The organism is Achromobacter maghribensis, from assembly GCF_057334215.1.
On record NZ_JBHFII010000014.1, the window covers coordinates 125,217 to 138,750 of the forward strand.

11 protein-coding genes are annotated in these 13,534 nt (G+C 66.3%); 8 read left to right on the top strand and 3 right to left on the bottom strand.

Features of this window, described 5'->3' with window-relative positions; all coding sequences use genetic code 11:
• From ACE039_RS05630 to thiM, 6 genes are all read left to right on the top strand, one after another.
• A partial coding sequence (locus ACE039_RS05630) for an ABC transporter substrate-binding protein (protein WP_485821887.1) occupies window positions 1-1,027 on the top strand: 1,027 nt, incomplete at its 5' end.
• Between the two features lie 10 nt (window positions 1,028-1,037).
• Window positions 1,038-1,925: an ABC transporter permease gene (locus ACE039_RS05635; RefSeq protein ID WP_485821888.1), complete on the top strand. Its 888-nt coding sequence runs from the start codon at window positions 1,038-1,040 to the stop codon at window positions 1,923-1,925.
• Window positions 1,922-2,740: an ABC transporter permease gene (locus ACE039_RS05640; protein ID WP_485821889.1), complete on the top strand. Its 819-nt coding sequence runs from the start codon at window positions 1,922-1,924 to the stop codon at window positions 2,738-2,740. Before ACE039_RS05635 ends, ACE039_RS05640 begins: the two co-directional genes overlap by 4 nt.
• 16 nt (window positions 2,741-2,756) lie before the next feature.
• Window positions 2,757-3,626, top strand: a complete 870-nt coding sequence (locus tag ACE039_RS05645; RefSeq protein ID WP_485821890.1) for an ABC transporter ATP-binding protein — start codon at window positions 2,757-2,759, stop codon at window positions 3,624-3,626.
• A 31-nt stretch (window positions 3,627-3,657) separates the two neighbouring features.
• Window positions 3,658-5,016, top strand: a complete 1,359-nt coding sequence (locus ACE039_RS05650) for an LLM class flavin-dependent oxidoreductase (protein WP_485821891.1) — start codon at window positions 3,658-3,660, stop codon at window positions 5,014-5,016.
• Window positions 5,017-5,106: 90 nt separating this feature from the next.
• A complete protein-coding gene (gene thiM, locus ACE039_RS05655; protein ID WP_485821892.1) occupies window positions 5,107-5,928 on the top strand; it encodes a hydroxyethylthiazole kinase in 822 nt (273 codons plus the stop codon).
• Window positions 5,929-5,931: 3 nt separating this feature from the next.
• Here thiM and ACE039_RS05660 read toward each other — a convergent pair whose 3' ends face one another.
• Complete coding sequence (locus tag ACE039_RS05660) at window positions 5,932-8,034, bottom strand: TonB-dependent receptor (protein WP_485821893.1); 2,103 nt, start codon at window positions 8,032-8,034, stop codon at window positions 5,932-5,934.
• Between the two features lie 256 nt (window positions 8,035-8,290).
• On the opposite strand from ACE039_RS05660, the gene ACE039_RS05665 reads away from it, so the two are divergent.
• On the top strand, window positions 8,291-10,411 hold the full coding sequence (locus tag ACE039_RS05665) for a 5'-nucleotidase C-terminal domain-containing protein (RefSeq protein ID WP_485821894.1): 2,121 nt from the start codon (window positions 8,291-8,293) through the stop codon (window positions 10,409-10,411).
• Between the two features lie 145 nt (window positions 10,412-10,556).
• Complete coding sequence (locus ACE039_RS05670; protein WP_105557708.1) at window positions 10,557-11,777, top strand: MFS transporter; 1,221 nt, start codon at window positions 10,557-10,559, stop codon at window positions 11,775-11,777.
• Between the two features lie 45 nt (window positions 11,778-11,822).
• On the opposite strand, the gene ACE039_RS05675 is transcribed toward ACE039_RS05670, so the two are convergent.
• Together ACE039_RS05675 and ACE039_RS05680 are read right to left on the bottom strand one after the other, a co-directional pair.
• On the bottom strand, window positions 11,823-12,581 hold the full coding sequence (locus ACE039_RS05675) for an iron ABC transporter ATP-binding protein (RefSeq protein ID WP_485821895.1): 759 nt from the start codon (window positions 12,579-12,581) through the stop codon (window positions 11,823-11,825).
• Window positions 12,578-13,504 carry an iron chelate uptake ABC transporter family permease subunit gene (locus tag ACE039_RS05680; protein WP_332009417.1) on the bottom strand — a complete coding sequence of 309 codons (927 nt, stop codon included), beginning with the start codon at window positions 13,502-13,504 and terminating at the stop codon, window positions 12,578-12,580. The genes ACE039_RS05675 and ACE039_RS05680 overlap by 4 nt, the downstream gene beginning before the upstream one ends.
• Window positions 13,505-13,534: the final 30 nt, after the last annotated feature.

Below are 13,534 nucleotides of genomic sequence, written 5' to 3' on the forward strand. Positions count from 1 at the left end.
GGCCGCGCCCGAGGTGGTCCGAATCGGTGTGGCGACCGCCGGCGGCGGCGACCCGATAACCTGGGGCGGATCCCCCGGCGGTGTCGCGCGCGCCAACCAGTGGCTGGAAGAGGCCTTCAAGGGCACCGGCACCCAGGTGCAATGGCTGTTCTTCAAGGGCGCCGGCCCCGCCGTGAACGAAGCACTCTCGAACAAGCAGATCGACTTCGCCTACCAGGGCGACCTGCCCGCCGTGGTGGGCCGCTCCAACGGCCTGAAAACCCGCATCCTGCTTGGCAGCGGCGTGCGCAACAACCTGTACGTCTCGACCCCCAAGGACTCCCCGCTCAACGCCCTGGAAGATCTGAAAGGCCGCAAAGTCTCGATCTTCCGCGGCACGAACGGACACCTGGTGGCCATCAATGTGCTGGCCTCGAAGCACCTGACCGAACGCGACATCAAAGGCGTGAACCTGGACGGCGGCAGCGCGCAAGCCGCGCTGGTGTCCAACGGGGTGGACGCGGCGTTCGGCGGTTACGAATACTTCAAGCTGCGCGACCAGGGCCTGGCGCGCATCATCTACTCCACCAAGGGCCAGGACCCCTCTTTCACGCGCCAGGCGGCCTTGCTGGTGCGCGAAGACTTCGAAAAGGAAAACCCCGACGCCGTGCAGCGGGTGGTTGACGTGTTCGTGCGCGCCGCGCAGTGGTCTTCGGACGAACAAAACCGCGACGCCCTGTTCAATATCTGGGCGCGCAGTGGCACGCCTTACGCGTCATGGCAGGCGGAGTTCGACGGCGACACGCTGGCCGTGCGCAATTCGCCGCTGCTGGATGAATTCCTGACGGCGCGCTACCAGGCCGTGGCCGACGATGCGCTGAAGTTGAAGCTGATCCGCCGCCCGGTCAGCGTGGACGGCTGGTTCGAGCCGCGCTACCTGGACGCCGCGCTGCAGAAGGCCAACCTGGCCGGCCGCTGGACCGCCTTCAATGCCCAAGGAAAGGCGGCGACGGGCGAACGCCAGGCCGCGGCCGCGCCGGCGCGATAAGGAAAGCGCCATGGCAGAAAACACCCTGGACGCCCACGTCTCGCCCTCGCCCGCCCCCGCGCTGCGGCGCGCCCGGCACGGCCCGCAAGCCTGGCTGCGACAGACCGGCGGCAGCCTGTTGCCCTGGTTGCTGCCCGGGTTGCTGCCCCTTTCCTTGCTTGCGCTATGGCAACTGGGCGCCTCCCAGGGCTGGATATCCGAGCAAGTGCTGCCGTCGCCCCACTTTGTCTGGCTCACATTGCAAGACCTGTACACCAGCGGCGACCTCTGGCTGAACGTGCACGCCAGCCTGCAGCGAGTGCTTGTCGGCTTCGCGGCGGGCAGCGTCCTGGGGCTGGCGCTGGGCGCCGCCATGGGGCTGTGGCGCCCGCTCGAAGCCTATCTGTTGCCCACGTTCAACGCGCTGGTGCAGATTCCGGTGCTGGCGTGGCTGCCGTTCGTCCTGCTGCTGGTGGGCATCGGCGAACCCCTGAAGTACATCCTGATCGCCAAGGCGGCGCTGGTGCCCGTCACGCTCAATACCCTGCAAGGATTCCGGCAGACCCCGGCAAGCCTGCTGGAAGTCGCCCGCGTCTATGGCTACACGCGCCGCCAGCAAGTGCTGGAAGTCGTCTTGCCGTATGCGTTGCCGACGCTGTTCACGGGACTGCGGTTGGGGTTCACCAAGGCCTGGCTGTCTCTGGTCGTCGTCGAGCTGGTCGCGTCCAGCGAGGGGCTGGGCTACCTGATCGTCTACGGACGCCAGTTGTTCCAGCTGGATCTGGTCATGGCCGCGGTGATCGTGGTGGGCGCCATCGGCTACGCCATCGACAAGCTGCTGGATCTGGTCGAAACCCGCGTTGGCGCCAGCCAGGCCGCCACCCGCCTGGGCGTCTCAAACACCGGAGCCCGCGCATGACGGCCGCGCGGATCGCCGCTGCCCCGGCAACGCGCCGGCCGGCCGCCTGGCGGGGCTGGCTCGGCGCGCGCTGGCGCGGCCTGGTGCTGCCCGCCGTCGCCATCACGGCGTGGTGGGCGCTTGCAAGCCTGGGCTGGGTGTCGACGCCGTTGCTGGTGTCGCCCGGCAAAGTCCTCGACACCGCCGCCAGCCAGATCGCATCCGGCCAGTTGTGGCGGGCGCTAAGCGCAAGTTTGGCGCGCGAGATGACGGGTTTCGCGATCGGCACCACGCTGGGCCTCGCGCTTGGCGCGCTGCTGGGGTTGTTGCCGCTGTTCAACCGGATCGTGGGCCCCAGCTTCAACACCTTCAAGCAGATATCGCTGTTTGCCTGGATCCCGTTGATCTCCGTGTGGTTCGGCCTGGGCGACGTCGCCAAAGTCACGTTCCTGTCATTGGCGGCGCTGGTGCCTGTAGTCGTCAACACCTGTGACGGCATCCGCAATACGCCGGCCTCGCTGCTGGAAGTGGCCCGCGTATTCGGCTATTCCCGCTGGCAGACGCTGTGGCATGTCGTGCTGCCGGCCGCGGCCCCGTCGATCTTCACTGGCGTCTATCTGGCGCTGATCTATTCCTGGCTGGCGACGATCGGCGCGGAATACCTGCTGGTGGCGGGCCATGGCATCGGCAACACGCTGATCGAAGGCAGCGAGCATTTCCAGATGGACCTCGTGATCTTCGGCATGTTCGTGATCGGCGTGGTGGGGTGGTCCATGAACGCATTGGCCCGCGCGCTGGAGCGCCGGCTGGCGCGGCACCGCTTCGGCGCCGCATGACAAGGGAAGGAAAGGAATGGCTGACACTTTCGGCAAGCAGTTAAGCATCCGCGGCGTAAGCAAGCGCTACGCCGGCAGCGACGACAGCGCGCAAGCGTTGCAGGTCTTGCAGGACATCGATCTGGATGTGCCCGCCGGCCGCTTCGTCAGCATCGTGGGCGCCAGCGGCTGCGGCAAGTCCACCCTGCTGCGCCTGATCCTGGGGCTGGATGACGACTACACCGGCCAGATCCTGCTGGATGGGGTTCCTGTGCAAGGCGCGGGCCTGGACCGCGGCATCGTCTTCCAGGACCACCGGCTTTTCCCCTGGCTCGATGTCGAACGCAACATCGCGGCGGGCCTGCGCAACGCGCCGTTGAGCCGCGCCGAGAAAAAGGAACTGGTGGCCGACCACATCGCGCTGGTCGGGCTGCAAGGGTTCGAGAAATCGTTCCCGCACCAGATCTCCGGCGGCATGGCGCAGCGCGTGGCGATTGCTCGCGGCCTGGTGAACCGGCCGCGCGTGCTGCTGCTGGACGAACCGCTGGGCGCGCTGGACGCCTTGACGCGGTCGCGCCTGCAGAATGAACTGCAGCGCATCTGGGAAAAAGAGCAGATCACCATGATCCTCGTCACCCATGATGTGGAAGAGGCCGTGTTCCTGGGAGACCGCGTGGTGGTGATGCAGCCGCGTCCGGGACGCATCCGCCGCATCGTGGATATCGACCTGCCGCACCCGCGCAACCGCAGCGACCTGCGTTTCATCCGGCTGCGCGACGACGTGCTTGGGGATTTTCTCGATCCCGACGGCCGCATCGTCGACAACGAATCCCTGCCGCCCGCTGGCGCCCTGACGGCCACGGTGGGCACGCTGCCCGCCCTGGATCGCCTGCGCATGGCTTGGTAACCCCCCTTCCCCGCATCGACCAGGACACACCATGAGCACTCCTTCCCGCCAGATCAAGCTGGGCGCCTTTCTGATGCAGACCGGCCACCACATCGCCGGTTGGCGCCACCCGGAAGCCTTGGCCGACGCCGGCCAGAACTTCCGGCACTACGTGGACCTGGCACGCAAGGCCGAGGCCGCGAAATTCGACGCGGTCTTCTTCGCGGACTCGGTCGGCGTGCGCAACGCGCACAGTCCGTCGCTGTCGCGCACGGCCCGGGCAGAACACTTCGAACCGCTCACGCTGTTGTCCGCGCTGGCGGCCGTGACCGAACGCATCGGCCTGATCGCCACCGTCTCCACCACCTACAACGAGCCTTATCACGTCGCCCGCAAGTTCGCGTCGCTAGACCTGATCAGCGGCGGCCGCGCGGGCTGGAACCTGGTGACCTCCAGCGGCGAAGGCGAAGCGCAGAATTTCAATCTGGACACGCACGTGGCGCACCCGCTGCGCTACCAGCGCGCCGAAGAATTCCACGACGTCGTGACCGGCCTGTGGGACACGTGGGAAGACGACGCCTTCATCCGCGACAAGCAGACCGGTGAATTCTTCGACGCCGGCAAGCACCACCCGCTGAACCACAAAGGCAAGCACTTCTCGGTGCGCGGCCCTTTGAACGTGGGGCGCTCTCCGCAAGGCTGGCCGGTCGTGGTGCAGGCGGGCGCTTCCGAAGCCGGCCGCGACCTGGCGGCCCGCACGGCCGAAGTGATCTTCGTGGCGCACCAGACGTTCGGTGAGGCGCAGGAATTCTATGGCGACATCAAACAGCGCGCGGCGCGGCACGGCCGGGACCCGGACGGCATCAAGATCATGCCGGGCATCTTCCCCATCGTGGGGCGCACGCAAGAAGAGGCCGACGAGAAGTTCCAGACCTTGCAAGACCTGATCCATCCGGTCGTGGGCGTCTCGCTACTGTCGAACATGATCGGCGGCATCGACCTGTCCCCCTACCCCGTGGACGGGCCTTTGCCGCCGTTGCCGGAGACGAACGGCGGCAAGAGCCGCCAGCAATTGCTGGTCGACCTGGCGCAGCGCGAAAACCTGACCAGCCGCGACCTCTACCTGCGGATCGCCGGCGCGCGCGGCCACCAGCAGGTCGTCGGTACGCCGCAGAGCATCGCCGACCAGTTGCAGCAGTGGTTCGAGGAAGGCGGCGCCGACGGCTTCAACATCATGTCTCCGTGGCTTCCCGGCGGCCTGGACGATTTCATCGAGCAGGTCTTGCCGGAACTGCGCCGCCGCGGCCTGTTCCGCACCGACTACGAGGGCACGACATTGCGCGAACACCTGGGCCTGCAACGGCCAACCAACCGCCACGCGCTGGCCCGCGATCAGGCGCGGGCGGCTTAGGGCAGCACCAGAGCGGGCTGCCCCGAGCCGGCTTGACAAGGCCGCCCGCCCCCCAGACCATACGCGGATCCCCTCTGAACCCGTATCCGCATGGCTGACATCCCCACCGACATCGCCGCCCTGGCCCGGGCGTCGCAAGACCTGTACGCGGCCGTCCGCCGCGACGCGCCGCTCGTGCAGTGCCTGACCAATTTCGTGTCCATGAACATCGCCGCCAACGTGCTGCTGGCAATGGGCGCGTCGCCCGCCATGGTGCATGCCGCCGAAGAAGCGCCGGCGTTCGCGCGCCTCTCGGGCGCGGTCGTGATCAATATCGGCACCCTGTCGGCGCCCTGGCTGGAAAGCATGCTGCTGACTGCCGACGCGGCCCGCCAGGCCGGCATCCCGTGGGTGCTGGACCCGGTCGCCCACCACGCCACCGCCTTCCGCCGCGATGCCGTGCAACGCCTGCTGGCCTTGCAGCCCGCCATCATCCGCGGCAATGCTTCCGAGATCATCGCGCTGGCCGGCGGCCAAAGCGCCGGCAAGGGCGTGGACGCGCGCGACGCCGTCGCGCAGGCGGAGCAATCCGCGCGAGCCATCGCCGCCGCCCATCGGACGGTCGTGGCCGTGACCGGCGAAACGGACTACGTCACCGATGGCCAGCGCGCCGTGCGGGTGACGGGCGGCTCCGCGCTGATGCCGCGCGTGACCGCCACGGGCTGCGCGCTGACGGCGCTGGTCGGCGCCTTCGCGGCAGTGTCCAAGAACGATCCGTACACCGCGGCCGTCGCCGCGCTCTCGTGCTTCGGCATCGCGGGCCAACGCGCCGGCGCCCTGGCGGACGGACCGGGCTCCTTCGCCTGGCGATTCCTGGACGCGCTGGCCGCCCTGGAAATCAACAGCCTGACGCAGGAATCGCCGTTGCGCTGACGCCTACATCCGATACTGCAAGCTCAGCATCGCATTGCGCGGCGCGCCCGGCATGTTCAGGTTCGGGCTGCTGCCGTGGCCCGACACGATGTAGCCGGCGTCGAACAGGTTGTACACGTTCAATTGCACCGCGTACGGCCCTTTGCGCCACCACGCGGCCGCATCCGCCGTCACATAGCCCGGCAAGGTGACCGTGTTGCCCGGGTTTGCGAAGCGCGCGCCCACCAGATTGAAGCCGGCGCCCGCGCCGAACCCGTCGCCCAGGTCTTTGGTTACCCAGATGTTGGCGGCATGGCGCGGCGTCAATGTGGCGCGCTTGCCCTCCACGTCCTGCCCCGCGTCGCGCGCGACCGACTTGGTGACGCGCGCATCCAGGTAGGCGTAGCCAAGCATGGCGCGCCAGCCATTGGACAGGTCGCCCGACAGCGTCCATTCCACGCCATCGGTCCGCTGCGTGCCCACCGGCACCAGCGTATTGGTGACGGGATTGTTCACCTTGATGTCGGTGCGTTCCAGGCGGAAGACGGACACGGTCGTCGACAGCTTGCCGTCCAGGAAATCGTACTTGGCGCCGACCTCGTAGTTGGTCGTCTTCTCGGGCGCCAGATCGGCATTGTTGGCGGCCAGCGAAAACGCTTCGCCGGACGGCTGGTACGACTGGCTCCACGATACGTAGTACGACTGCACGGTATCGGGCTGGAACACCAGCCCCAGGCGCGGGCTCCAGTTGGAATCCGTGCGGGCCAGGTCCGTGCCGTTGCGACGGTCTTCGGTCTTCTGTTCAAAACGGTCGTGCCGCACGCCGGCCAGCACCTTCCAGTGATCCCCCAGCGACACCATGTCCTGCACGTACAGGCCCAGCGTGTTGAAACGGCCCAGGTTGCTCGTGCCCGGATTGCCCGGCACCTGCAACGGCAAGGTCGGCAGCACCGGGTCAAACAGATTGACCGTGGCCACGGCATTGGCCGAATAGTTCATCAGGTCTTTGTTCTGCTGGCCCACTTCCACGCCATACAGGATGTCGTGGCGCACGGAACCCCATTGGGCGCGCTGCATCAGTTCGGTCTGGTTGGTCCAGCCGTGTTCGTCGCGCAGCACGTTGGAACGATTCAGCGTCACCGTCTGGGCGGCTTCGTTCACGACGCCGGGCAGCGTGTTGTTGCGGTTCAGCGTGTAGTGGTAGTAGCGCGTGGCATTGCGCAGCGACCAATTTTCATTGAAGCGGTGGTTCAGCGTGGCCGCGTAGGACTGGACGCGTGCCTGCGAATAATCCACGTCGCGGGCGTTCTCGGCGCCGTAGTACGTAGACGGGTCCACCTCCACGGGCCGGCCCCGATAAGCCGGAATGCCGAAGTCCGTGATGCGGCGGTCTTCCAGGAACTCGGTCTGGATCAGAAGCGTCGTGTCTTCGCCCAGGCGCAGTTGGGCCGACGGCGCGATGGCCTTGCGGTCCAGGAATTGCTTGTCGCGATAGCTATCGCCCTTCTCGACCGCGCCCGTCAGGCGCCAGGCCATGCTGCCGCTTTCATTGACGCGGCCCAGGTCCAGATCCAGCCGGCGGTCGTTCCAGCCGCCATAGCTCAAGCCCAATTGCGAAATGTCTTCGCCCGGCTTCTTGGTGATGCGGTTGATCAAACCGCCGGACGATCCGCGGCCATACAACACCGCGGCCGGCCCCTTGATGACGTCGATGCGTTCGACGTTGGACAGGTCGCGGAAATACAGGGCATCGTCACGGAAGCCGTCGACGAACTGGTCGGCGATGGCCGTGAAGCCACGGATCGACACCTGGTCGCGCTGGCCGTCGCCGGTTGAGAAACTGACGCCCGGCACGTTCTTCAACGCATCCTGCATCGACGTCGCGTGCTGGTCGCGCATGACTTCGGCCGGCACCACGTTCACCGTCTGCGGAATATCGCGCAGCGGCGCGTCGATCTTGGTGGCGCTGGTGGAATCGGGCGGGTTGTAGCTTGTTTGCGCATCTTCGCTGCCGACCACGCTGACGGCGGGCAAGGTCGGCGTATTGGATTGGCCGTGGGCGGGGGCCGGGCTGGCAAGCGGCGCCAGCGCAAGGAGTGCTGCGGAGAGGGATCGAGGGGCGTGCATGGCCGTGACAGGTTTTCTGAAGTCGTTTGAAATGGAACGAAGCGCCATTTTCTTGACAATGAGAATCACTCGCAATTTTTTTATCATCACGTTGCACGGCGGCCACGATAAATGAGACACGCATCCAATTCAGTTTTTTGTCAGGCGCCCTGTGCCACCCGTGCGCGAACCCGGACGCCACGTCCAGGCAGCCATGTCACCAGCGGGTCACACACTGTCCCCAAAATCGATTTCCTTCAAACCCGGAGGAAAGACGGTGAAGCCACACACACGAAAACTCTATGCGCTGTCCGCCAGCCTGGCGCTTGCGGCCGGCCTGGCGGCTTGCGGCGGCGATGACGACGACGATGATGCGGGTGCCAGCACGCCCCCGCCCGAAGTCAGCGTGCCCCAAGGCGCCGCGCTGGACCTGGCGATTCTTGCCACCACCGACCTGCACGCCAACGTGCTGGGCTACGACTACTACAAGCTGACGGAAGACAAGAGCTATGGCGTGGACCGGACCGCCACGCTGATCGCCAACGCCCGCAAGCAGCACGCCAACACACTGTTGTTCGACAACGGCGACACCATCCAGGGCACCGCCCTGTCCGACTACCAGGCGCTGGTATCGCCCGTGCAGTGCTCGGACATGATCGCGATCTACAAGCAGATGAAACTGCTGGCCTATGACGCGGGCACGATGGGCAACCACGAATTCAACTATGGCCTGCCCTTCCTGTCGCAGATCACGAACGTGGACTTCGGCCTGGCCGGCATCGGCAAGGGCACGGCACAGACCAACCCGGCGGGCGCCAAGGACTGCGCGGCGCCCGGCTTTCCCTTCGTCTCGGCCAACGTGGTGTCGGCGGCCAGCAAGCAGCCCATTTTCAAGCCCTGGGTGCTGCTGGAAAAGACCTTCAAGGCCACGGACGCCAACGGCAAGACAATCGATGTGCCGCTGAAAGTCGGCGTCATCGGTTTCGCGCCTCCGCCCATCCTGCAATGGGACAAGGCCAACCTGGAAGGGCACGTCGAAGTCACCGGCTGGAAGGAATCCGCGCAGCGCTTCGTGCCCGAGATGAAGGCCGCGGGCGCCGATCTGATCGTGGCGCTGGCGCACGGCGGCATCGACATGAAGACCGCCTACAGCCCGTCAATGGAGAATGGCGCCGGTTATCTGAGCCAGGTCCCGGGGATCGACGCCCTGATCACCGGCCACCAGCACCTGTTGTTTCCCGACACCAGCGCCACGTCACCGTTCCGGGGGCAGGCCGGCATCGACCTGGAGAAAGGCCTGATCAACGGCGTGCCGGCGGTGCAGGCCGGCCAATGGGGCAACAACCTGGGCCAGATCACGCTGAAGCTCGCGTATGACAAGGGCTGGAAGGTGCAAAAGGACGCCACCACGGTCCAACGCATCTCCACGCGTCTGACCGCGCAAAGCGGCGCCACGCCGGCGACCTATGTCGCCTCGGACTCCGCCGTGCAGCAACTGGTGCAAGCCGAACACGCCGCCACGATCGCGTACGTGAAAACGCCGATCGGGCAAAGCCAGTTCGACATGGCCACCTACTACGCGCTGACGGGCGACGTGTCGGCCCTGCAGATCGTGAACATGGCGCAGATCGACTACCTGACGGACTACATCGCCAAGAACAACCCGTCGTACGGCAACCTGCCCATCCTGTCGGCCGCCGCGCCGTTCAAGGGCGGGCGCAACGGCCCGGGCGATTTCACGTTCGTGAAGCAAGGCAATGTGGCAATCAACAACGCCGCGGATCTCTACCTGTACCCCAACACGCTGCAGGTCGTGCGGGTCACGGGCGACACCGTCCGCCTGTGGCTGGAAAAGACGGCCGAACAGTTCAAGCAGATCGACCCCACCCAGGTCGCCCCGCAAGACCTTGTCGACACCAGCTTCCCTACGTTCAACTTCGACGTGCTGTATGCCGCGGGCAATGCGCTGAGCTACCAGATCGACGTCAGCCAACCCAAGGGTTCACGCATTTCGGGGCTGACCTATCAGGGCGCGCCGCTGGATCCTGCCGCGCAGTTCCTGGTCGTCACCAACAACTACCGCGCCAGCGGTGGCGGCGACTTCCCGGGTTTGGCGGGCGGCAAGGGCGACATCGTGCTGCAAGCCCCGGACGCCAGCCGGGATGTGCTGATCAACTACATCAAGAAGAACCCCACGCTGGACCTGGCGACTTACGGCCTGGACCGCAGCTGGCGCTTCAAGCAACTGGGCGCGCTGGCTGGCCCCGTCCTGTTCTGGTCCGTCCCCGGCACCTTGCCCATGGCCGTGGCGCATGGCGTCACCAACGTGTCGGTGCATGACGCCACGCCGGACGCCACGACGCAGCTGTCGCGCTACGCCGTGGATCTCAGCCAGTAACCGCGCCTGCTGGCCCATGGGGCGCCCGGATGCCGGGGCGCCCCAGGCCGATTTTCAGGTGCGTAGACATTTAAATGACAGCTTGGGGTGCTTACAATACTGCTGTTGCGTCGCAACATTTCAGCGAATCCCCTCTTTTAGTCACATGTCCCACCCTGCTTCCCCGCAGCACCGGCCCGCGCTGGTGCTGCTTGCCCTTGCTGTCGGCAGCTTCGCCATCGGAACCACCGAGTTCGCCACGATGAGCCTGCTGCCCTATTTCTCCCAGTCGCTGGGCATCGACGCGCCCACCGCGGGCCACGTCATCAGCGCCTATGCGCTGGGCGTGGTGGTCGGTGCGCCGATCCTTGCCGTGCTCGGCGCCAAGATGCCTCGCCGTCGGTTGCTGATCGCGCTGATGGGCCTCTTCGCCATCGGCAACGGCCTCAGCGCGATCGCGCCCGACTACCACTGGATGCTGTTTTTCCGCTTTCTGAGCGGGCTGCCGCACGGCGCGTACTTCGGCATCGCGTCGCTGGTAGCCAGTTCGCTGGTCCCCGCCAACCGCCGCACCGTGGCCGTGGGCCGCGTGTTCCTGGGCCTGACGGTGGCGACCATCGTGGGCGTCCCGATGGCCAACTGGCTGGGCCAGGTCATCGGCTGGCGCTGGAGTTTCGGCCTGGTGTCCCTGCTGGCGGTGCTGACCATGATCAGCGTGGCGGTCTATGCGCCCGACACGCCGGCGGACCACAAGGCCAGCCCGCTGCGCGAACTGAGCGCGCTGGGCCGCGGCCAGGTCTGGATCACGCTGGCGATCGGGGCCGTGGGCTTCGGCGGCCTGTTCTCGATCTACACCTATCTGGCCGACACGTTGACCGCCGTCACGCAAGTGGCGCCCACGACGGTGCCGTTCGTGCTCAGCGCGTTCGGCGTCGGCCTGACGGTGGGCAACATGGTGGTGCCGGTCTTTGCCGACCGCGCAGTCATGCGCACCGCCGGCCTGTTGCTGCTGTGGTCCGCCGTGGTGCTGGCGCTGTTCCCGCTGATGGCCCACAACGTCTGGCTGATCACGCTGAACGTGTTCCTGGTCGGCGTGGGCGGCGCGCTGGGCACCGTGTTGCAGACGCGCCTGATGGATGTCGCGGGCGATGCCCAGGGCCTGGCCGCGGCGCTGAACCATTCGGCCTTCAACACCGCCAACGCGCTGGGCCCCTTCCTGGGCGGCCTGGCGATTGCCGCTGGATTTGGCTGGACCTCCACCGGCTGGGTGGGCAGCCTGCTGGCCATCGGCAGCATGCCCTTGTGGCTGTGGGCCGTCATGCTGGAACGCCGCCACCGCGCCGCACGCCAGGCCGGCCTGGTCGCCAGCGCGGATCCCGCACGCTGATTGCGCCGGCGGGGCCGGCGGTATCGCGTTGAAAACCGCCCGCCCCTACCGGTAATACACGCAGATCCGCTTGCCGCCGATGTCGTGGACGTCGATCGGCAATTCGTACAACGGGCTCAGCACGTCGGAACGGATCAATTCCACCGGCGTGCCCAGATGCGCGATACGCCCCTGCCGCATCGCCACGATGCGATCCGCATAGCTGGACGCAAAGTTGATGTCGTGCAGCACCAGCACCACCGTCTTGCCCAGTTCGTCGGCCGCGCGGCGCAAGGTGCCCATCATGGCCACCGCATGCTTCATATCCAGGCTGTTCAGCGGTTCGTCGAGCAGCACGTAGCGCGTGTCCTGGCACAGCACCATCGCCACGAACGCGCGCTGGCGCTGGCCACCGGACATTTCGTCCAGGTAACGGTCCGCCAGCGGTTCCAGGTCCAGATAGGCGATGGCGCGATCGATGTGCGTCTTGTCCTCAAGCGTCAGGCGCCCGCCGGTATGCGGGTAGCGGCCGAACGCGACCAGGTCGCGCACCGTCAGCCGCAGCGGCAAGTGATTATCCTGGCGCAGAATGGACAGCCGGCGCGCCAGTTCGCGGCTGTCGGAGGTCGTCACGTCCAGCCCGTCCACCCGGACGTGCCCGGCCGACATCGGCAGCAAGCGGCTGATCATCGACAGCAACGTCGATTTGCCGGCGCCGTTCGGTCCGATGATGGCGGTGACGCCGTTGGCCGGCAGGTCCAGGTTGATGTCGTCGACGACCACGCTGTCGCCATATTGCTTGCTGAGTTGTCGAATTTCTATCATCGGCGCCCCTTGCGCAGGATCAGGAAGAGGAACATCACGCCGCCCACGAATTCAATCACGACGCTGACCGTGGTGTTCAGCCCCAGCACGCGTTCCAGCAGCGTCTGGCCGCCCACCAGGAAAATGACGCTCAGGAAGGTCGCCGCGGGAATCGTGTACCGGTGTTTGTCGGACCCCATCGCCTGATACGCCAGGTTGCTGACCAGCAGGCCGAAGAAGGTCACGGGCCCGACCAGCGCCGTCGACACGGACACCAGCACGGCAATCGCGGCCAGGGTCAGCATCAGGCTGCGGCGGTAATCCACCCCCAGGTTCAACGCGATCTCGCGGCCCAGCGCCAGCACGTCGTAGCGATGGCGCATGCGCCAGACCAGCAGGGTCGCCACGCACACGGCGCCCAGCGCGATCGGCAGCAACGCCACGCGCACCGAATTGAAGCTGGCGAACATGCGGTCCTGCAGCACCAGGAATTCGTTGGGGTCGATCAGCCTCACCACGAAATTGGACAGACTGCGAAACAGCAGCCCGAAAACGATGCCCACCAGCATCATCAGATGCAGACTGCGAACCGCATCCGAAAACAGCCAGCGAAACAACAGGCAGGCAAACGCGGTCATGGCACCGACTTCCAGCAGGAAGGCCGCCACCGGATGGTTCGCGGCGGTAGCCGCTTGCCCGAAGCCGAACACGACGACGGCCTGGATCAACAGATACAGCGCATCGAAGCCCATGATCGCGGGCGTCAGGATGCGGTTGTGCGTGATGGTCTGAAACAGCACCGACGACACCGCCACGGCATATGCCACCAACAGCATCGCCGCCAGTTTGCCGCCGCGAAACGGAATCACGAACGACCACTGGCCGTTGGCGCCCAAGGTCATGAACGCGACGATGCACGCCAGGGCGGCCGCGCCCAGCCACATCAGACGCAGGGGCTGCGGCGCGCGTCGGGC